A 19,181-nucleotide genomic window follows, 5' to 3' on the forward strand; every position below is an offset into this window, starting at 1 on the left:
TCAGGCCTCCCCGGTCAGCTGTGCCAGCACCGTGCGCAGGTCGTCCTGGCGCACCTCACCGGTGTACACCGCCGCGACGCGACCCTCGCGGTCGAGCACGATCGTCGAGGGGATCGCCGCCGCCGGGTAGTCGCGGAACGCCAGCGCGACCTCGCCGCGCGGGTCGAACAGGGACGGGAAGGTGATGTCCTTGCTCTCCAGGAACCGGGTGGCCAGCTGCTCGGTGTCCTTCACGTTCAGCCCGAGGAACTGCACGCCCTCGTCGGCGACCTCGGTGTAGACCTCCTGGAACTGCGGGGTCTCCACCCGGCAGGGGGCGCACCACGAGCCCCAGAAGTTCAGCACCGCGACGTCGCCGGCCAGCTCGGCGGAGGCCCACTCCCCGCCGTCGAGCAGCGTGCCGGAGAACTCCGGGGCGCTCTGCCGCTCGCCCTCCGGGATCACCTCGCCGGAGGGGGTGCTCTGCACGAACCGGAACTCGCCGCCGTTGTTCACGTCCACGGCGCCCTCCCCGGTCGCGCAGCCCGCCAGCAGCGCGCCGGTCAGCGCGAGCAGTGCGGCCAGGTGCCTACGCACCGGGCACCGCATCCGGGTCGGTGGCGCCGGCCGGCTCGGCATAGGAGATGCCGACCAGCCGGTCGCCGTCGTAGGTGAAGGAGGTCACGCTGGCCAGGCCGCACTCCCGCCGGCGCGGGTCGTGCAGGTAGCTGCGCCCCTCCAGGTGCAGCCGCAGCGTCCAGATCGGCAGCTGGTGGCTGACGCAGACCGCGGCGTGCCCCCGGGCGGCGTCCCGTGCGGTGGCGACGGCGCCGAGCATCCGGGCGGCGATCTCCCGGTACGGCTCACCCCACGACGGCTTCCACGGGTTGCGCAACCGCCACCAGTTGCCCGGGTGCTTGAGCGCGCCGTCGCCGACGCCGAAGGCCTTGCCCTCGAAGGAGTTGCCGGCCTCGATCAGCCGCTCGTCGGTGGCGATCGCCAGGCCCAGCGTCTCGCTGATCGGCTGCGCGGTCTGCTGCGCGCGCTCCAGCGGGCTGGCCACCAGGTGGGTCACGTCCCGGTCGGCGAACCAGGCGGCCGCGGTGCGGGCCATGCCCTCGCCGGCCTCGGACAGCCGGTAGCCGGGCAGCCGGCCGTAGAGGACGCCGGACGGGTTGTGCACCTCACCGTGCCGCATCACGTGCACGACGGTCGTCTCGGTCACGGCTGCAGCTCCTGGGCGTCGGTGGAGACCCGCGACGGCGCCGGGCCGCCGGCCGCGGCCGCGGCGGCCGAGGCGGCGGCGGGCAGCGCGGCGAGCACGTGCTCGACGGCCTCGTCGTCCAGGGCGGCGCTGACGAACCACGCCTCGAACGCCGACGGCGGCAGGTACACCCCGCGGGCGAGCATGGCGTGGAAGAAGGCGGTGTGCGCGGCGACGTCCTGGCTGCGGGCGTCGTCGTAGTCGCGCACCTGCCGCTCGTCGGGCACGAAGAACACCGAGAACATCGACCCGGCCTGCTGCACCCGGTGCGGCACGCCCGCGGCGAAGAGCGCGGCGCTGGCCGCGCCGCGCAGCGTGGCGGCGACCTCGTCGCAGTGCGCGTAGACCTCGTCGGTGCACAGCCGCAGCGTGGTGAGCCCGGCGGCGACGGCGACCGGGTTCCCGGCCAGCGTGCCCGCCTGGTAAACCGGCCCGGCCGGGGCGAGCTGCTCCATCACCTCGGCGCGGCCACCGAAGGCCGCGGCGGGCATGCCGCCGCCCATCACCTTGCCGAAGGTGAACAGGTCGGCGTCGACCGGGTCCAGGCCGTACCAGCCGGAGCGGGACACCCGGAAGCCGGTCATCACCTCGTCGACCAGCAGCAGTGCGCCGTGCGCCGCGGTGATCCGCCGCAGGTGCGCGTTGAACCCGTCCAGCGGCGGGACGACGCCCATGTTGCCCGGCGCGGCCTCGGTGACCACGACGGCGATCTGGTCACCGCGCTCGGCGAAGACCGCCTCGACCGCGGCGACGTCGTTGTAGGGCAGCACGATGGTGTCCGCGGCCGCGCCGGTGGTGACGCCGGGGGTGTCGGGCAGGCCGAGGGTGGCGACGCCGGAGCCGGCGGAGGCCAGCAGCGCGTCGACGTGGCCGTGGTAGCAGCCGGCGAACTTGACCACCAGCGGCCGGCCGGTGAACCCGCGGGCCAGCCGGAGGGCCGACAGCACCGCCTCGGTGCCGGAGTTGACCAGCCGCACCCGCTCGACCGGCGCGACCCGGCCGGCGATCTCCTCGGCCAGCTCGGCCTCGCCCGCGGTGGGCGTGCCGAAGGTGAAGCCGTTGCGGGCCGCGGCGGTGACGGCGGCGACCACCTCCGGGTGCGCGTGCCCCAGGATCATCGGCCCCCAGGAGGCCACCAGATCGACGTAGCGGCGGCCGTCGGCGTCGGTCAGCCACGGGCCGGAGGCCGAGGCCATGAAGCGGGGGGTGCCACCGACGGCACGGAAGGCGCGCACCGGGGAGTTGACCCCGCCCGGCGTCACCTGCCGGGCCCGGTCGAACAGCTGCGCCGACGCCGGCGCCTCGTACGGGTAGGGCTCGGTCACGGGTCCACTCTCCCAGGCGGATCTGTGGGCGCGCCGCCCCCGGGGTGCCCGGCGAGGATGGCGGCGGTCACAGCCTGCGGCGCGCGGGTCGGCACCAGCACGGTCCCCCCGTCGTTCCGGCGCAGCGGCAGCCCGGTGCGGCCCCGCGGCAGCGACCAGCCACCGCCCAGCACCGGGGCTCCGGCGTCCACCCCCGCCGTCCCGGCGAGCACCGCGCGCAGGTGGGCGGCGTCGACGTCGGCCAGCGGCAGCCGCTCGCGCCCGACGCTCAGGGCGGCGTCGGCGCCCCGCCCGCCGACCCGCACGGTCCACGCCCGGCGCGCCGACAGCGTCCCGGCGGCCACGACGCCCAGCACGAGGCCGGCGACGACGGCGACCACCCCGGCCGACAGGCCGGGCAGCACCGCGGCGAGCACCAGCAGCGCGGCCAGCACGGCGGCGGCCAGCCAGAACGGGCGCCACGAGCCCCCGGGCTCGACGTAGGTCGAGTCCGCCGGGGGCGGTGACGTGCTGGAACGGCCCCGCTGCAGGGACCCGGCACGAGCTTGCGAGTGTCGGGGGGCAGCGGGGCCCTTCATCAGCGCAGCCAGCGGGCGGCCTCGACCGCCCAGTAGGTGAGCACCGAGCCCGCGCCGGCCCGGCGGATGGCGGTCAGCGTCTCCAGGATGGCGCGCTCGCGGTCGACCCAGCCATTCGCCGCGGCCGCCTCGACCAGCGCGTACTCACCGCTCACCTGGTAGGCGCTCACCGGGACGTCGACGGCGTCGGCGACCCGGGCGACGATGTCCAGGTAGGGCAGCGCCGGCTTGACCATGACCGCGTCCGCGCCCTCCGCGAGGTCCTGCGCGACCTCGCGCAGCGCCTCGTCGGCGTTCGGCGGGTCCATCTGGTACGTCGACCGGTCCCCGAACTGCGGCGCGCCCTCGGCGGCCTCGCGGAACGGGCCGTAGAAGCCGGAGGCGTACTTGGCCGCGTAGGCGAGGATCGGCGTCTCGGTGAACGCGGCGCTGTCCAGCCCCGCCCGGATCGCCGCGACCTGGCCGTCCATCATCCCGCTGGGGGCGATCACGTGCGCCCCGGCCTGCGCCTGGGCGATCGCCACCGCGGCGTACCGGTCCAGGGTCGGGTCGTTGTCCACCACGCCCGCCGGGGTGACCACGCCGCAGTGCCCGTGGTCGGTGTACTCGCACAGGCACAGGTCGGCCATCAGGACCAGCTCGTCGCCCAGGTCGGCGCGCAGGTGCTGCAGGGCACGGTTCACCACGCCGTCGGCGGCGTCGGCCTGCGAGCCCACCGGGTCCTTGTCGGCCGGGATGCCGAAGAGCATCAGGCCGCTGATGCCGGCCTCGGCCGCCTCCGCGGCCGCCTTCCGCAGCGAGTCCTGGGTGTGCTGGACGACGCCGGGCATGGCGCTGATCGGCTGCGGCTCGGCGATGCCCTCCTTGACGAAGACGGGCAGCACGAGGTCGGCCGGGGCGAGCCGGGTCTGCGCGGTCCAGCGGCGCATCGCCGGGGTCGAGCGCAGCCGGCGGCCCCGGGCGAACCCGGGGTTGGCCCCGCCGGTCACTTCTCGGCCTCGGCCTCGGCCCGGCGGGCCTGCGCGAACTCGGCGAGCGCGTCGACCAGCGGTCCGACCGCGGCGGTCTCCGGCTGGACGTCGACCCGCAGGCCGAACTCGGTGGCGCTGCCGGCGGTGGCCGGGCCGATCACCGCGACGACGGTCTTGGCGTGCGGCTTGCCGGCGATGCCGACCAGGTTGCGCACCGTGCTCGAGGAGGTGAAGCAAACCGCGTCGAAGCCGCCGCCCTTGATCGCCTCGCGGACCGCCGCCGCCGGCGGGGCCGCCCGGACGGTGCGGTAGGCGGTGACGTCGTCGATCTCCCAGCCGCGCTCGACCAGGCCCGCGGCCAGGGTCTCGGTGGCGATGTCGGCGCGCGGCAGCAGCACCCGGTTGATCGGGTCGAAGACGTCGTCGTAGGGCGGGAAGTCGACCAGCAGGCCCTCGCTGGACTGGTCACCGGTCGGCACCAGCTCGGGCACGATGCCGAAGTCGCGCACGGCCTGGGCGGTCTGCTCGCCGACGCAGGCGACCTTGACCCCGGCGAACGCGCGGGCGTCCAGGCCCAGCTCGACGAACTTCTCCCGCACCGCGCGGACGGCGTTGGTGGAGGTGAACACGATCCAGCCGTACCGGCCGGTGACCAGGCCCTTGATCGCCCGGTCCATCTGCGCGGGGCTGCGCGGCGGCTCGACGGCGATGGTCGGCACCTCGACCGGGACGGCGCCGTAGGCACGCAGCCGGTCGCTCATCTCCCCGGCCTGCTCCTTGGTGCGCGGCACCAGCACCCGCCAGCCGAACAGCGGGCGGCTCTCCCACCAGGAGAGCTTGCCGCGCTTGTCGACGGCGGCGCCGACGGTCACCACGACCGCGCCGGTCAGAGCGTCCAGCCCGGCGGACTTCTCCGCCACCGCCGCCAGCTTGCCGGCCACGCTCTTCTGCGCGGTGCCGCTGCCCTCGGTGGTGACCAGCACGGGCGTGGAGCCGGACAGGCCGCCCTCGACCAGGCCGGCGGCCAGGGTGGGCAGCTGCTCGGCGGTCGCCTGCAGCACCAGCGTGGCGCCGGTGCCCGAGGCGGCGGCGGCCAGCGCGGTCAGATCGGCCGGGGCCTCGGTGCCCGGCCGCACGTCGGCGGTCACCGAGGTGCCGCCCAGCGGGACGCCGGCGTAGCCGGGCACCGCGGTGCTCACCGCGACGCCGGGGACGACGTCGAACGGGACGCTGGTGCGGGTGACGGCGAGCGCCTCCTTGACCACGGCGTCGCTGGTGAACGGGTCGCCGGCGACCAGCCGGACCACCACGTTGCCGTTCTTGGCCGCAGCCACGGCGCCCTTGGCGACGTCGGCCGGCTCGCCGCTGACCGGGGTCAGCTCGAGGTCCGGGTGCGCCTCGCGCACGGCCTCGGTGACGGCGGCCGAGACGTCCGGGTCGATCAGCACCGTGTCGGCGCCGGCGATCGCGGCGCTCGCCCGGGCGGTCAGCAGCTCCGGGTCACCGGGGCCGGCACCGACGAACACCACGGTGCCCTTGCTGCTGCCGTTCTGCTTGCGTGAGCGCGTCATCGCGTGCTCCTGTTCCTGCCCCCGGAGGGGGTCGCTGCGGGTGGTACGGGGCTGGAGGGGCGGGTGGGGACCCGCCCGGGATGGCGCGTCACCGGGGTGTCGCCATCAGCGCGGCGGCGCCGCGGTCGAGCAGCTCGGCGGCCAGCTGCCGGCCCAGGGCCTCGGCCTCGACCGCCGGGCCGGTGAGCGAGCCGCGGATGCCGTCGCTGCCGTCGATCGCGGTCACCGAGGCGCGGAGGTAGAGCTCGGCGGCGCCGTCCTCGCCCTCGGCCAGCTCGGCGGCGGCGGCCACCGGGGCGCTGCAACCGGCCTCCAGGGCCGCCAGCACGGCGCGTTCGGCGGCGACGCAGGCGCGGGTGGCCGGGTCCTCGAGCACGGCGAGCAGCTCCCGCACGCGGGTGTCCTCGGTCCGGCACTCGACGGCGAGCGCCCCCTGCGCGGGGGCGGGCAGCACCTGCAGCGGGTCGAGCACCTCGGTGACCGCGGCCAGCCGGTCGATCCGGGCCAGCCCGGCGCGGGCCAGCACGACGGCGTCCAGGTCGGCGTCCGGACCCAGGGCGCGCGCCATCCGGGTGTCGACGTTGCCGCGGATCGGCACGACGTCCAGGCCGAGGCCGAGCGCGCGCAGCTGGGCCATCCGGCGCGGGGCCCCGGTGCCCACGCGCGCACCGGGGGGCAGCTCCCCCAGGGTGAGGCCGTTGCGGGCGACGAGCGCGTCGCGGGCGTCCTCCCGCGGTGGGACGGCGGCCAGCGTGAGCCCCGGGGCCGGCGCGGTCGGCAGGTCCTTGTAGCTGTGCACCGCGACGTCGACCTCGCCGCGCAGCAGGGCCTCGCGCAGCGCCGTCACGAAGACACCGGTGCCGCCGAGCTGGCTGATCGCCTGCGTGGAGCGGTCGCCGTAGGTGCTCACGTGCACCAGCTCGACGGGCACGCCGGTGGCCGCGGTCAGCGCGTCGGCGACGTGGGAGGACTGGGTGAGCGCCAGCTGGCTGGCACGGGTGCCCAGCCGCAGCGGCGTGGCGGGCGCGGTCACGGGGCACCCCCGGTGCGCCGGTCGCGGGCGGCAGCGCCGCCGGCGCGGCCGTCGCGGCCGGCCTCGATCCGCGGGTCCAGCGCTGACAGCGGGGTGCCGGCGGGCAGTTGCGGGTCGACCGTGACCGCGTCGGAGAGGGTGGCCCGGTCGCCGTCGGTGGCCCCGGACAGGCCCAGCCCGAACAGCGCCCGCAGCGCGTCGGCGTAGTCGGTGCCGCCGGGGGCGCTGGCCAGCTCCTTCACCCGCACGGTCGGCTCGTGCAGCAGCTTGTCGACGACGCGGCGGACGGTGCGGGCGATCTCGCTGCGGGCCTTGGCGTCGAGGTCGGGCAGCCGGGTGGACAGCCGCAGCAGCTCGGCGTCGACGACCTCGGCGGCCTGGCTGCGCAGCGCGGAGACGGTGGGGGCGACCGCAGCGGCCTGCCGCTCGGCGCGCAGCAGCGAGGTCTCCAGCTCGACCAGTGCGTGGGCGGCGGCGATGTCGTCGGCCGCAACCGAGCCGGCCACCGGCTGCCCCGGGTGCGCGGCCCGCTCGCCCTGCAGCATCGCGAGGTCGACGACGTGCACGCCGGGCAGGCCGGCGACCGCGGGCTCGACGTCGCGGGGCAGGGCGAGGTCGACGACGACCATGCGCCGGTCGCCGCGGCCGGCCATCGCGGTGCGGACCAGCTCCTCACCGATCACCGTGCCGGTGGCGCCGGTGCAGGTGACCAGCACGTCGGCGGCGGCGAGCTCCTCGGGCAGCCGGTCCAGGTCGGCCTGCCGGCCGCCGACGGACTCCGCCAGCCGCGCGGCGCTGGCCGGGGTGCGGCTGCTGACGGTGACGGCGGCGCCGCGGCGGGCCAGCGTGGTGGCGGCGAGGGCGCCCATCGAGCCGGCGCCGACGACGAGCACCGGGCGGCCGGCGAGATCGCCGAGGACGTCGGTCGTGCGGTCCAGCGCGACCGACACCAGCGAGGCGCCGGCCTTGTCGATGCCGGTCTCGGCGTGCACCCGCTTCCCGACCCGCAGCGCGCGCTGGGCGATCGGGTGCAGCTCGCGCCCGACGGTGCCCTGCTCCTGCGCCAGGGCGTAGGCGCTGCGCAGCTGCCCGAGCACCTGGGTCTCCCCGACGACCATCGAGTCCAGGCCGGCGGCGACCGTGCACAGGTGGCCGATCGCCTGGTCCTCGTAGTAGACGGTGACGTAGGGCGAGAGCTCCTCGACCGTGGCGCCGGCGTGCCGGGCGAGCACCCGGCTGACGTCCGTGACGCCGCCGTGGAAGCGGTCGACCTCGGCGAAGACCTCGATGCGGTTGCAGGTGGCCAGCACCATCGCCTCGCTGACGTGGTCGCTGTCGACCAGCTCGTGCAGCGCCTTGACCGTGTCGTCGCCGCTCATGCTGACCTGCTCGAGCAGGGCGACCGGAGCGGTCTGGTGGCTGATGCCGACGGCCAGCAGGCTCATCTCGTGCTCCCCGCGGTGTGCAGCTCGGCCGCCGGCGACGGGACGTCGCTGCGCTGCTGGTCCAGGAAGGCGAGGACCTGCAGCTCCACGGACAGGTCGACCTTGCGGACGTCGACCCCCGCGGGCGCGGACAACGCCACCGGCGCGAAGTTCAAGATGCTCCTCACCCCGGCCGCGACGAGCCGGTCACAGACCGACTGCGCCACCTCGGCCGGTGTCGTGATGACCCCGATCGTGGCGGCGGTGGCACGCACCACCGCCTCGAGCTCTTCCACCGGGCGGACCGTGCACCCGCCCACCTGCGTCCCCACCGCTGCGGGGTCGCTGTCCAGCAGTCCGACGAACGTGAAGCCCCGGCTGGCGAAGCCGGTGTAGTCGGCCAGCGCCGAGCCGAGCCGGCCGAGCCCCACCAGCACGCACGGGCGGGACCGCTCGCCGCCCAGCGCCTCCGACAGCCGGGCGCGCAGGCCGGCCACCGAGTAGCCCACCCCCCGCACGCCGCAGGGCCCCAGGTGCGAGAGGTCCTTGCGGAGGCCGGCCGGGTTGACCCCGGCGGCGCTGGCCAGCTCACCGGAGGAGACGTGGCTGCGACCGTCGTCGGCGAGACCGGCCAGCACCCGCAGGTACACGGCCAGCCGGGCGACGGTGGCCTCCGGGATGTTCCGGGGCCGCGACTGGGTCACGGGCAGACTCCACAGCGATCCGAACGCGACCCGGCCGGGGCCGGACGTTCGGGAGACTCAGGGCAACAACACTTCTGGCACGACACTCGGGGCTGGGACACGCGGATGGCCTGGGCGCGTCAGCGCCCGGCCATCTCACGGTAACCGCTTGTGAAGGCCTGAACAAAGTCGCCGGCCCCGTCTGCGCAGGTCAGGGGGGTCGGCTGTGGCGGATGCCACGCCGTGTGCCACCCGGTCGGGTGCGGTCGGCGGCTCAGCCGACGCCGAGGTCGCGCCGCAGGCGCACGACGTCGACGGTGAAGTAGCTGTGCTCCCGGCCGTCGAGCAGCACGACCGGGACGCGGTCACCGAACTCGGCGCGCAGCTCCTCGTCGCCGTCGACGTCGACCAGCACCGGCGTCAGACCGGCCTCCCCGCCGATGCGGGTGAGCGTCTCCTCCGCCACGGTGCACAGGTGGCACCCGGTCCGGGTGAGCAGCTGCAGGCGTGCGGTCGGCTCAGTCACCGGCCTCCTCCCCTCCGGCGGCCCGCGCCGCCCGTTCCATGCCGAGCTCGCGGAGCCGGGCCCGGCTCACCTTGCCGGCCAGCGAGTGCGGCAGCCCGGGCACGACGTGCACCGCCACCGGGACCTTGAACCGGGCCAGCGAGGCTGCGGCGTGCGCGCGCAGCTCCGCCTCGCCGAGCTCGACGCCGGGCACCGCGACCACGACGGCGTGCACCGCCTCGCCGGTGCGCGGGTCGGGCAGCCCGATGACCGCGCTCTCGGCCACCCCCGGGTGCGTGCCGAGCACCCGCTCGACCTCGCCCGGGTACACGTTGAACCCGTTGACCAGGACCAGGTCGCGCCGGCGGTCGACCAGCACCAGGTCGCCGTCGGCGTCCCGGTAGGCGATGTCGCCGGTCGCGAGCCACCCCTGCGCGTCCGGCCCGTCGAAGCCGTCGGGCCAGTACCCGCTGAACAGGTTCGGGCCGCGGGCACAGATCTCGCCCGCCTCCTCCGGCTCGTCGTCGGCGTCGTCGGCCGGGTGGTCACCGGCCGTCGGGCCGCCGGCGGTGTCCCGCAGGACGAGCTCGATCCCGGGCAGCGGGCCCCCGATGCAGCCCGGCTTGGCGCGGCCGGTGACCAGCGTGCTGGCCAGCACCGGACCGGCCTCGGTCAGCCCGTACCCCTCCCACACGGTGACCGCGGCCCGCTCGCGCATCGCGGTGAGCACCGCCGGCGGCAGCGGGGCGGCACCGGAGCTGGCGGTACGGACGGCGGCGAAGCCGCGCCGCAGCACCGCGTCGGAGCCCGCCGCGTCGGCGGCCGCCAGCCAGGCCGCGTACATCGGCGGCGCGGCGGGGACGGCGGTGACCTCCTCCTCCGCCATCAACCGGAGGGTGGCCAGCGGGTCGAACTCCTCGACCAGCACCGCACAGGCACCGGTCGCGGCGGTGAGCCCCCAGCCGCTGGTGAAGCCGTAGACGTGGAACAGCGGGAGCGCCACCAGCACCCGGTCGCCCGGGCGCACCGGTGGTGGGTCCAGGGCCAGGCACTGCTGCTGGTTGGCCAGCAGGGCGGCGGAGGTCAGCATCGCGCCCTGCGGCCGGCCGGTGGTGCCGCTGGTGTAGGCCAGCAGCGCCAGCGCCGCCGGGTCCTCGGGGTCGGCGGGGGCCGGGCCGTCGTCGTCGGGCGGGCCGACCTGCACCGGCACGCCGGCGAGCTCCGGCCGCGGCGCCGCGGTGACCAGCAGTCGCGATCCGGAGTCCGTGAGCAGGTACGACACCTCGGGGTCGGTGTAGGCGGTGTTGACCGGGACGACGACCAGCCCGGCCCGGAGCGCACCGGTCACCGCCACCACCCAGTCGACCCCGTTGCGCAGCTGGACCGCCACCCGGTCGCCGGTGTCGAGCCCGTGCGCGCGGTAGCCCGCGGCGGCGCGGTCGACGAGCCCGTCGACCTCGGCCCAGGTCAGCCGCCGCGCGCCGTGCACCAGGGCCGGGGACCCACCGGAGGTGGCCGCCGCCCGGCGCACCAACGCCGCCAGCGACCCCACCGGCGCGGTCGCCGGGACGCCCTCTCCTGTCACACGGACCTCCCTGGACCCACAGACCGCCCCCGACCAGCGGCGACGGAGCCGCCGGGGCACGATGGTGTCATCCCGGTGGGCCGACCCGCAGCGGGTTCCACGTGCCGGGCGAGCCGGCCGGACCGGGGTGGAGGAGGAGCACGGCATGACCCGCCCGCGTCCTCCCGCGCCCCCGACGGCCCCGGCCGCCCCCACCGCCGGCGAGCGCGTGCGGCCGGTCCCCCGCCCCCGGCCCGGGCAGTGGCCGGCGCCCGCCCCCGCGGCCCCGCCCGCCGAGCCGGCCCCGCCCGCCGAGCCGACCGCCGCCCCCGCGGAGGCGGACGAGGTGTGGGAGTTCGTCCGCCGCGCGCAGCAGGGTGACGCCGAGGGCTTCGGCCTGCTGTACGACCGGTACGTCGACGTGGTCTACCGCTTCCTGCTGCTCCGGGTCGGCGACCGGGCGACGGCGGAGGACTTCACCAGCGAGACGTTCGTCCGGGCGCTGCGCCGGATCGACTCGCTCACCTTCCAGGGCCGCGACGTGGGTGCCTGGCTGGTCACGATCGCCCGCAACATCGTGTTGGACCACGTGAAGAGCAGCCGCCACCGGTTGGAGGTCACCACGGCGGACATGCACGACGCGGATCGGACGACCGAGGGCCCGGAGACGGCGGTCGTGCAGCGGCTGGCCCACGCGGAGCTCCTGGCCTGCATGCAGCAGCTGTCCGACGACCAGCGGGAGTGCCTGGAGCTGCGCTTCCTGCAGGACCTCACCGTCGCCGAGACGGCGGCCGCGATGGGCCGGAAGGACGGTGCGATCAAGGCGCTGCAGCACCGCGCGGTCCGCCGGCTCGCCGCGCTGTTGCCCCCGGGACTGCGGTGACGTGCGTGACCAGCTGGCTGCGCTGCGTAACGCCGGGGCCGGTCCCGTCGTTGAGCGGAGCGGGATGCCCCGCCGGTCGGCGACGCGGGACCCCGGTGGTCAGCGGAGGACGACGGTGACGGTGCAGCACGACGACGCGACGGGCTCCGCCCACCGTGCCGCCGGCCCGCCACCCACCGCGGAGGACCTGGTGCTGGCCCGGCTGGAGGGGCTGCCGGCCACGTACGCCGCGCACCCGGACCCGGCGTTCCGCACGGCCACCCGGACCCGGCTGGTGGCGATGGCCGCCGTCCGGGAGCCCGCACCCCGGCACCGGGGCCTGCTCCGCCGCGACCGGCGCACCGGCACCCCGGCGTGGCGGGGGCGCCTGACCGCCGGCCTCGCCGGGGCCACGCTCACCCTGACCGCACTCGGCGGCCTGCTGACCGCCGCCCAGGGCGCCGGCCCCGGTGACCTGCTCTACCAGGTGAAGCGCGGCGGCGAGGCGACCCAGCTGGTGCTCGCCGGCGACAGCACCCGCGGCTCGACGCTGCTGGACTTCGCCCGGACCCGGCTCGGGGAGCTGACCGAGCTGGCCGGCACCGCAGACGCCGGCCCGGTGGTCGAGACGTTGCGCACGATGGACCGGCAGACCAGCGAGGGCGCCGCCTGGCTCACCACCCGGGCGGTCGCCGCCGACGACGCCACCGGGCTGCGGACGCTCACCGCGTGGACGGCCGGTCAGCGCGCCGGGCTCGACGCGCTGGCCGACGAGGTCCCCACCGACGCCGCCGAGGCGCTGGCCTCTTCCCAGCAGCTGCTCTCCGCCGTCGCCGACCGCGCCGCGGCGCTGGACGGCGCGCTGGCCTGCAGCGGCGGACCGTCCGTCGCGGCCGGCGACGAGCTCGGCCCGCTGCCGGTCCCCTGCCGGCCCGGCCCGCCCGCGACGGGGAGCCCGGCTCCCGCCACGCCGCCGGCGCCCCCGGTCAGCTCGGTCGACGCACCGGCGGCACCGGGCGGCGTCGTCCCCCCGGCTGCGCCGCCCGCCCCGGCGACCACGCCGCCGCCCGTCCCGACCGCAGCCCCGGCTCCGGCGCCGGCCCCGTCACCCGATCCGTCACCTCCGGCGCCCGCACCCGAGGGTCAGCCGGTGCCGCCCGCGCCGGCCGCGCCCACCACGGCCGCACCGGACCGGCCGAGCACGGTCGTCGAGCTGCCGCCCGTGGTCCCGGGCCTGCGGGTGTGCCTGCCGCCGCTGATCTCCCTCAACTGCCGACCTGCCGCCGACTGAGCCGGCCGGCTCGCTAGGGTCGGGGGACCAGCGCAGTCCACACCGGGAGGTGACCCGTGGTCCGACTTCCCTTCCGGGGGCGGGCTGCGCGCCTCCCCGCCGGGGTGGACGACGAGGAGACCCGCGCGCTCGTCGCCGGCACCGCGTCGGCCGCGGCCGCCGAGACCACGCCCGCGCCCGTTCCTGACCCGGACCCGACCGGCGCGGCGTTCTTCGACGTCGACAACACGATGATGATGGGCGCCTCGCTGTTCTGGTTCGCCCGCGGGCTGGCCGCCCGCAAGTACTTCACCAGCCGCGACGTCGCCTCCTTCATCTGGCAACAGGCCAAGTTCCGCATCGCGGGCAGCGAGAGCAGCGTCGACATGCACACCGTGCGGGACAACGCGCTCGCCTTCGTCGCGGGCCGGCCGGTCGAGGAGATCATCCGGGCCAGCGAGGAGATCTACGACGAGCTGATGGCCGACCGCATCTGGTCGGGCACCCGGCTGCTGGCCCAGCAGCACCTCGACGCCGGGCAGCGGGTCTGGCTGGTCACCGCCACCCCGGTCGAGCTCGCCTCGATCATCGCCCACCGGCTCGGGCTCACCGGGGCCCTCGGCACCGTCGCGGAGGTCGTCGACGGCCGGTTCACCGGGCGGCTGGTCGGCGAGCTGATGCACGGCGACGCCAAGGCGCAGGCCGTCCGGGTGCTCGCCGAGCGGGAAGGGCTGGAACTGGCCCGCTGCACCGCCTACAGCGACTCCAGCAACGACCTGCCGATGCTCAGCCTGGTCGGCACAGCCGTCGCGGTGAACCCCGACTCCGAGCTGCGCGCCATCGCCCGGTCGCGCGGCTGGACGATCAAGGACTTCCGCACCGGGCGGAAGGCCGCCAGGATCGGCGTCCCGACGGTGGGTGCCGCCGCCGTCTCCGGTGGTGTCGTCGGCGGGCTGGTCGCGCTGCGCCGCCGCAACCGCTGGCCCTTCTAGCCCCCGGCGGTGGCGAGCCCGCCGTCGGCACCGTCCTCCCGCAGCGGGTCGAGCAGCATCAGCCGCAGCAGCATCTGCGCCCAGGCCGCCCGGACGGCGACCGGCTGGCCGGCGACCGCGTCGGTGGCGTGCACGCCGGCTCCCGGCAGCTCGCTCACCACCGCCTCGAAGGCCAGCCGGAAGAGCAGGTCCCGCGCCTGGTCCACCGACAGGCCGACGCCCAGCAGCGGCTCCAGCACCCAGCCCAGGCCGTTCTCGTCGAGCTCCGCCACGAACGGTCTTCGTGCCGACCACCCCGGTCGGATGCACCGCCGGGGAAGTGGTTTCGTGAGATGCCCCACGGTCGGGACGGCGCTCAGACCCCGTACTCGTCGGCCAGGAAGTCGCGTAGGAACCGGAAGCCGGCCAGCTGCGCCAGGTACGGCGCGGACGGTGCCCGGCCGTGCCGGGCCGCCTCCGCCATGTCGTCCTCGATCCACGCGACGACGGCCTCGGCGTGAGCCGCCAGCGCGGCCACCTGTTCTTGAGGGAGCGCCGGAGCAGCCGGCGGGAGCGGGCGCTCCGCCGGCTCCTGCCCAGCGCTCGCCATCAGCTGAACACGGACCGGCGCTGCAGGAGGAGCCGGTAGATGGAGTGCTGGATCGTCTCGCGGACCTGGTCGGTGAGGTTGAAGACCACCATCGGGTCGTCGGCCGCGGCCGGGCCGTACGAGGCGGTCTCGATCGGTTCACCGAAGGCGATGAACCACTTCGAGGGCAGTGGCACGGCGCCGAGCGGCCCGAGCAGCGGGAAGGTCGGGGTGATCGGGAAGTACGGCAGGCCGAGCAGCCGGGCGGCGGTCTTCGCGTTGCCGAGCATGGGGTAGATCTCCTCGGCGCCGACGATCGCGCACGGCACGATCGGCACCCCGGTGCGCAGCGCCGCGCTGACGAAGCCGCCCCGGCCGAACCGCTGCAGCGTGTACCGCTCGCTGAACGGCTTCCCCACCCCCTTGAAGCCCTCGGGGAAGACGCCCACCAGCTCGCCGGCGGACAGCAGCCGCTCGGCGTCCTCGTTGCAGGCCAGGGTGACGCCCAGCTTGCGGGCCAGCGCGCCGATGAAGGGGACCTGGAAGACGAGGTCGGCGCCGAGCAGGCGCAGCCGGCGCCCCGCCGGGTGCTGGTCGCGCAGTGCGACGGTCTCCATCAGCGCGTCGACCGGCACGGTGCCGGAGTGGTTGGCCACCACCAGCGCGCCACCGGTGTCCGGCACGTTCTCCAGGCCCTGCACCTCGACGCGGAACCAGCGCTCGAACCACGGCCGCAGCATCGGCAGGAACAGGTGGTCGGTCAGGTCCGGGTCGAAGCCGAACTCGTCGGTGTCGTACTCGCCGGTGAGCCGGCGCCGCAGGAAGTCCAGCCCACCGGCCACCTCCTCGTCCCAGGAGGGGCGGGACGGGGTCGGCGGCGGGACCGGCTGGTCGTCCGCGCGCAGCGGGATGACCCGGGCCTCAGGCATCGTGCACCGCCCGCAGGCCGGGCACCGACGGCGCGGACCGGTGGCGCGGGGTGACCACGGTGGCGGCGGCGGCCAGCCCCCCGGCGAACCGGGCCACGGCCGAGCGCGCCACACCGGTGACGCTCTCGACCAGCTCCGGGCGGACCACCGGGGGGAGGGTGCGGCCGTAGTCGGCCAGCGCCTCGGCGGTCGAGTAGTGCGGGGTGTACCCGAACTCCTCGCGCAGCACGCGGGTGTCGACCACCCGGCCGAAGTTGAGGAACCGCATCTGCTCCGGGGACCAGTCGACCAGCCCGGGCCGGCGGGTGAGCCGGCCGAGCGAGCCCATCGCGGCCTCGGGCAGGGGCAGCTGCACCCGGCCCAGCCGGCGGATCGCCTGGGAGAGCAGGACGGTGCCCGAGGCGCCGACGTTCACCGTGCCGGTGAACTCCCCGGTGGCCGCGCGGGCCAGCACCGCCACGGCGTCGTCCTCGTGGAGGAGCTGCACGCGGGCGTCGTACCCGAGGGCGGTGGGGATCACCGGCATCCGGAAGAAGCCCGACAGCAGGGAGTCGATCCGCGGGCCGATGAGGTTGGTGAAGCGCAGCACGGCCACGCCGACGTCGGGACGACGCCGGGCGAAGGAGCGGACGTAGCCCTCGACGTCCAGGCTGTCCTTGGCGAAGCCCCCACCGGGGACCCGCCGGGCCTGCATCGTCTCGGTGAAGACCGCCGGGTCGCGGGGGCTGGCCCCGTAGACCGCGCTGGTCGACTTCAGCACGAGCCGGCGCACCCGGGGCGACCGCTGGCAGGCGGCCAGCAGCTGCATGGAGCCGATGACGTTGAGCTCCTTCATCGACACCCGCCCACCGGCGCCCGCCGGGGTCGCGCTGATGTTCATGTGGACCACGGTGTCCACCGCAGCCGACTCGATGACCTTCCCGATCAACGGGTTGCGGATGTCGGCGCGGACGAACTCGGTCCGCCCGAGGCGGCGGAGCACCTCGGGGGCCGGGGGGACGGTGTCCACCCCGATGACCCGGTCGATGCCCGGGTCGGCTGCGAGCTCGGCCGCCAGCGCGCCGCCCAGCCACCGGCTCACACCGGTGACCAGGACGACCGCAGGCGGCACGAGCGTCAGCTCACTTCTTGTTGCGGCGCTGCACGCGGGTCTTCTTGAGCAGCTTGCGGTGCTTCTTCTTCGCCATCCGCTTGCGGCGCTTCTTGATGACCGAACCCATGTCCTGCTCCCGACGTCGTGGTCACGCGGCGCCGGGGGCGGTGACCGGGTGGCCACGCGGTTCCTGATCCGGGCACCGTGCGAGGTGTTCAGCTCCAGCGCGGGCCACCCCCCGGCCGGGGGGAGGCACCGCTCAGCGCACGAGACTACCCGGAGGTCCGGACCGGCCGCGCCGGTCCGGGTCGGCCAGGCCCCGTCCCGAGGCTCGCCCCGGGCGTGCGAGGGGCGAGGAGGACGAGGTCCCTGCTCAGGCGATGTCGGTGTAGGCGTCGCGCAGGTAGTCGTGCACGGCGCGCTCGGGCACCCGGAAGGAGCGACCGACGCGGACGGCGGAGAGCTCACCGCCGTGGACGAGGCGGTAGACGGTCATCTTGGAGACCCGCATCAGGGCGGCGACCTCGGCGACGGTCAGGAAGGCGACGGCGGCACGGGGGGCCGGGACGGCGGCCGGGCGGCCGACCGGGCCGGCGGCCGGGTGGGCAGCCGGGACGGGGCGCGACATGGCGGCGGCCGAGACGGGCCGGCCCATGGGACGCGGCGCCGGGACACCCGGGCGAGCGGTCTGCTGCAGCGGTGCGCGGTGGGGCATGGTCACGTCGATCATCTCCGGTCGTAGCACGAGTCGGGCCACCGGCTTCCCCACCGGCGGACGGGACACGCACGTGCTGGGAATGACCATATGGCGACCTGTGTGACAGAAGCGATGGGTGAAACGAACAGGCGGACCGGTCCGTCCTGGGCACAAGTGGACAGAGACACCGCGTGACACACCCGTCACGGCGTGTTGTCCCCAAGTCGACAGGTCCCTGCGCACCCGCTGTCCACAGAAACTGTGGAAAACCACAGTGATGTGATTCGCTCCGGGGGGTCCGGATGCCCCTGGTCCTGGGGACGCCCTGGGGAGCCGGTGTGGGGAGCGGGCGACCGGGTTGCGCACGCGCCGGCAGGCCGACGGCCACCCACCGGGAAGCACCGGTGGGCACATGTCGACAAGCCGACGTGTCGCCCGCCCGGGTTCAGTCCTGGGGGCGCCCCAGCTCCACGGAGCGGCGGTGGGCGGCCTCGATGGCCGCGATGAGGGCCGCCCGCACCCCGTGCCGCTCCAGCTCCCGGATCGCGGCGATCGTCGTCCCACCGGGGCTGGTGACCGCCTCACGCAGCTGCACCGGGTGCTCCCCGGAGTCGCGGAGCATCACCGCCGACCCGTAGGCGGTCTGCACGATGAGGTCCGCGGCCACCGACCGCGGCAGGCCCAGCAGGATGCCGGCGTCGATCATCGCCTCGACCAGGAAGAAGAAGTACGCCGGACCGCTGCCCGACAGCGCGGTCACCGCGTCCTGCTGGCCCTCCGGCACCCGCCGGACCTGGCCCACCGGCGCCAGCAGCGCCTCGGCCTCGTCCAGGTGCTCCTCGGTCGCGTGCGCCCCGGCAGAGAGCACGCTCATCCCGGCGTCGACCAGCGCGGGGGTGTTCGGCATGACCCGGACCACCGGGGTGCCGGCGGGCAGCGTCGACTCGATGCGCGCGGTGGGCACCCCGGCCGCGACGGAGACCACCAGGTGCTCGTCGGCGGTCACGTGCGGGGCGAGCAGGCCCAGCAGCGCGTCGACGTCCTGCGGCTTGACCGCCAGCAGCAGCACCCGGGCGCGTGCGGCGGCCTCGGCCAGGTCGACCGCGCCCACGCCGTACCGCGCGGTCAGTTCGGCGGCCCGTTGCGGGCTCCGCTCGACGACCCAGATGCCGTCCCCGCCACCCGCCCGGCGGACCAGCCCCGCCAGCAGCGCCTCGCCGATCTTCCCCCCGCCGACGATGGCCAGCCCGCGACGACTCCCAGTGATCATGCCCGCGACGGTAGCGCCCGGCCGGCGTGTGCCCCGGGCCGGCCGGGGTAGCCAGGCACCATGTCCGGAGAACTGAACGGCAAGCGGGTGGCCGTGCTGGCCACCGACGGTGTGGAGCAGGTCGAGCTCGAGCGTCCGTGGCAGGCCCTGGTCGACGCCGGCGCCCAGCCCCAGCTGGTCAGCCTGGAGGCCGGCTCGATCACGATGTACCAGCACATCGACAAGGGCGACAGCAAGGACGTCGACACCGTGGTGTCCCAGGCCGACCCCACCGGCTTCGACGCCCTGGTGCTGCCCGGCGGGGTCATCAACGGCGACTTCGTCCGGGCCGACGCCGACGCGGTCGCCTTCACCAAGGCGTTCTTCGACGCCGGCAAGCCGGTCGCCGCGATCTGCCACGCACCGTGGGTCCTCGCCGAGGCCGACGTCGTCCGGGGCCGCCGGATGACCTCGTGGCCCTCGCTGCAGACCGACCTGCGCAACGCCGGCGCGGAGTGGGTCGACGAGGAGGTCGTCGTCGACGGCAACCTGACCACCAGCCGCAAGCCCGACGACCTCGACGCGTTCAGCGCGACGCTGGTCCAGCAGTTCGCCGGCGCCTGA

General features: G+C 75.8%; 22 protein-coding genes. 4 read left to right on the plus strand and 18 right to left on the minus strand.

What is annotated here, in order from left to right; translation table 11 throughout:
• From ACI795_RS02540 to ACI795_RS02590, 11 genes are all read right to left on the minus strand, one after another.
• Entirely contained in the window at positions 1 to 576 is a 576-nt protein-coding gene (locus tag ACI795_RS02540; RefSeq protein WP_457073612.1) for a TlpA family protein disulfide reductase, read from the minus strand.
• Positions 569 to 1,204, minus strand: a complete 636-nt coding sequence (locus tag ACI795_RS02545; protein WP_457073614.1) for a histidine phosphatase family protein — start codon at positions 1,202 to 1,204, stop codon at positions 569 to 571. The genes ACI795_RS02540 and ACI795_RS02545 overlap by 8 nt, the downstream gene beginning before the upstream one ends.
• On the minus strand, positions 1,201 to 2,568 hold the full coding sequence (hemL, locus tag ACI795_RS02550; RefSeq protein WP_457073616.1) for a glutamate-1-semialdehyde 2,1-aminomutase: 1,368 nt from the start codon (positions 2,566 to 2,568) through the stop codon (positions 1,201 to 1,203). Before hemL ends, ACI795_RS02545 begins: the two co-directional genes overlap by 4 nt.
• The gene (locus tag ACI795_RS02555; protein ID WP_457073618.1) at positions 2,565 to 3,146 is read right to left on the minus strand and encodes a hypothetical protein; all 582 of its coding nucleotides are present in this window, start codon (positions 3,144 to 3,146) and stop codon (positions 2,565 to 2,567) included. The genes hemL and ACI795_RS02555 overlap by 4 nt, the downstream gene beginning before the upstream one ends.
• Complete coding sequence (hemB, locus tag ACI795_RS02560; RefSeq protein WP_457073620.1) at positions 3,146 to 4,135, minus strand: porphobilinogen synthase; 990 nt, start codon at positions 4,133 to 4,135, stop codon at positions 3,146 to 3,148. The genes ACI795_RS02555 and hemB overlap by 1 nt, the downstream gene beginning before the upstream one ends.
• Entirely contained in the window at positions 4,132 to 5,688 is a 1,557-nt protein-coding gene (locus tag ACI795_RS02565; RefSeq protein WP_457073621.1) for a uroporphyrinogen-III synthase, read from the minus strand. Before ACI795_RS02565 ends, hemB begins: the two co-directional genes overlap by 4 nt.
• Before the next feature lie 88 nt (positions 5,689 to 5,776).
• Positions 5,777 to 6,721 carry a hydroxymethylbilane synthase gene (hemC, locus tag ACI795_RS02570; protein WP_457073623.1) on the minus strand — a complete coding sequence of 315 codons (945 nt, stop codon included), beginning with the start codon at positions 6,719 to 6,721 and terminating at the stop codon, positions 5,777 to 5,779.
• Positions 6,718 to 8,166 (minus strand): glutamyl-tRNA reductase, encoded by a 1,449-nt coding sequence (locus tag ACI795_RS02575; RefSeq protein WP_457073625.1) that lies wholly within the window; start codon positions 8,164 to 8,166, stop codon positions 6,718 to 6,720. The genes hemC and ACI795_RS02575 overlap by 4 nt, the downstream gene beginning before the upstream one ends.
• The gene (locus tag ACI795_RS02580; protein ID WP_457073627.1) at positions 8,163 to 8,849 is read right to left on the minus strand and encodes a redox-sensing transcriptional repressor Rex; all 687 of its coding nucleotides are present in this window, start codon (positions 8,847 to 8,849) and stop codon (positions 8,163 to 8,165) included. The genes ACI795_RS02575 and ACI795_RS02580 overlap by 4 nt, the downstream gene beginning before the upstream one ends.
• Positions 8,850 to 9,102: 253 nt before the next feature.
• On the minus strand, positions 9,103 to 9,354 hold the full coding sequence (locus ACI795_RS02585) for a glutaredoxin family protein (RefSeq protein ID WP_457073629.1): 252 nt from the start codon (positions 9,352 to 9,354) through the stop codon (positions 9,103 to 9,105).
• Complete coding sequence (locus tag ACI795_RS02590) at positions 9,347 to 10,918, minus strand: AMP-binding protein (RefSeq protein WP_457073631.1); 1,572 nt, start codon at positions 10,916 to 10,918, stop codon at positions 9,347 to 9,349. Before ACI795_RS02590 ends, ACI795_RS02585 begins: the two co-directional genes overlap by 8 nt.
• Before the next feature lie 145 nt (positions 10,919 to 11,063).
• Here ACI795_RS02590 and ACI795_RS02595 point away from each other — a divergent pair, with 145 nt between their 5' ends.
• The 3 genes from ACI795_RS02595 (at position 11,064) to ACI795_RS02605 (ending at position 14,021) form a co-directional block, all read left to right on the plus strand.
• Positions 11,064 to 11,780 carry a sigma-70 family RNA polymerase sigma factor gene (locus tag ACI795_RS02595; protein WP_457073633.1) on the plus strand — a complete coding sequence of 239 codons (717 nt, stop codon included), beginning with the start codon at positions 11,064 to 11,066 and terminating at the stop codon, positions 11,778 to 11,780.
• A gap of 115 nt (positions 11,781 to 11,895) precedes the next feature.
• Complete coding sequence (locus tag ACI795_RS02600; protein WP_457073634.1) at positions 11,896 to 13,050, plus strand: DUF5667 domain-containing protein; 1,155 nt, start codon at positions 11,896 to 11,898, stop codon at positions 13,048 to 13,050.
• A gap of 56 nt (positions 13,051 to 13,106) precedes the next feature.
• On the plus strand, positions 13,107 to 14,021 hold the full coding sequence (locus ACI795_RS02605) for an HAD family hydrolase (RefSeq protein ID WP_457073636.1): 915 nt from the start codon (positions 13,107 to 13,109) through the stop codon (positions 14,019 to 14,021).
• Here the strand turns inward: ACI795_RS02605 and ACI795_RS02610 are convergent.
• The 7 genes from ACI795_RS02610 to proC all read right to left on the minus strand — a co-directional run bounded on the left by ACI795_RS02610 (position 14,018) and on the right by proC (position 18,578).
• On the minus strand, positions 14,018 to 14,293 hold the full coding sequence (locus ACI795_RS02610; RefSeq protein ID WP_457073638.1) for a hypothetical protein: 276 nt from the start codon (positions 14,291 to 14,293) through the stop codon (positions 14,018 to 14,020). The genes ACI795_RS02605 and ACI795_RS02610 overlap by 4 nt on opposite strands.
• Positions 14,294 to 14,376: 83 nt before the next feature.
• A complete protein-coding gene (locus ACI795_RS02615) occupies positions 14,377 to 14,610 on the minus strand; it encodes a hypothetical protein (RefSeq protein ID WP_457073640.1) in 234 nt (77 codons plus the stop codon).
• Complete coding sequence (locus tag ACI795_RS02620; RefSeq protein ID WP_457073642.1) at positions 14,610 to 15,518, minus strand: lysophospholipid acyltransferase family protein; 909 nt, start codon at positions 15,516 to 15,518, stop codon at positions 14,610 to 14,612. The genes ACI795_RS02615 and ACI795_RS02620 overlap by 1 nt, the downstream gene beginning before the upstream one ends.
• Positions 15,511 to 16,629, minus strand: a complete 1,119-nt coding sequence (locus tag ACI795_RS02625; RefSeq protein ID WP_457073643.1) for an NAD-dependent epimerase/dehydratase family protein — start codon at positions 16,627 to 16,629, stop codon at positions 15,511 to 15,513. Before ACI795_RS02625 ends, ACI795_RS02620 begins: the two co-directional genes overlap by 8 nt.
• A 10-nt stretch (positions 16,630 to 16,639) precedes the next feature.
• Entirely contained in the window at positions 16,640 to 16,738 is a 99-nt protein-coding gene (locus ACI795_RS02630) for a 30S ribosomal protein bS22 (RefSeq protein ID WP_012854759.1), read from the minus strand.
• Positions 16,739 to 16,984: 246 nt separating this feature from the next.
• A complete protein-coding gene (locus ACI795_RS02635) occupies positions 16,985 to 17,326 on the minus strand; it encodes a helix-turn-helix domain-containing protein (RefSeq protein WP_457073770.1) in 342 nt (113 codons plus the stop codon).
• A gap of 427 nt (positions 17,327 to 17,753) precedes the next feature.
• On the minus strand, positions 17,754 to 18,578 hold the full coding sequence (proC, locus tag ACI795_RS02640; RefSeq protein WP_457073645.1) for a pyrroline-5-carboxylate reductase: 825 nt from the start codon (positions 18,576 to 18,578) through the stop codon (positions 17,754 to 17,756).
• A 60-nt stretch (positions 18,579 to 18,638) separates the two neighbouring features.
• Between proC and ACI795_RS02645 the strand changes: the two genes are divergently transcribed.
• On the plus strand, positions 18,639 to 19,181 hold the full coding sequence (locus tag ACI795_RS02645; protein WP_457073647.1) for a type 1 glutamine amidotransferase domain-containing protein: 543 nt from the start codon (positions 18,639 to 18,641) through the stop codon (positions 19,179 to 19,181).

It is taken from the genome of Modestobacter sp. SYSU DS0290 (assembly GCF_054050955.1).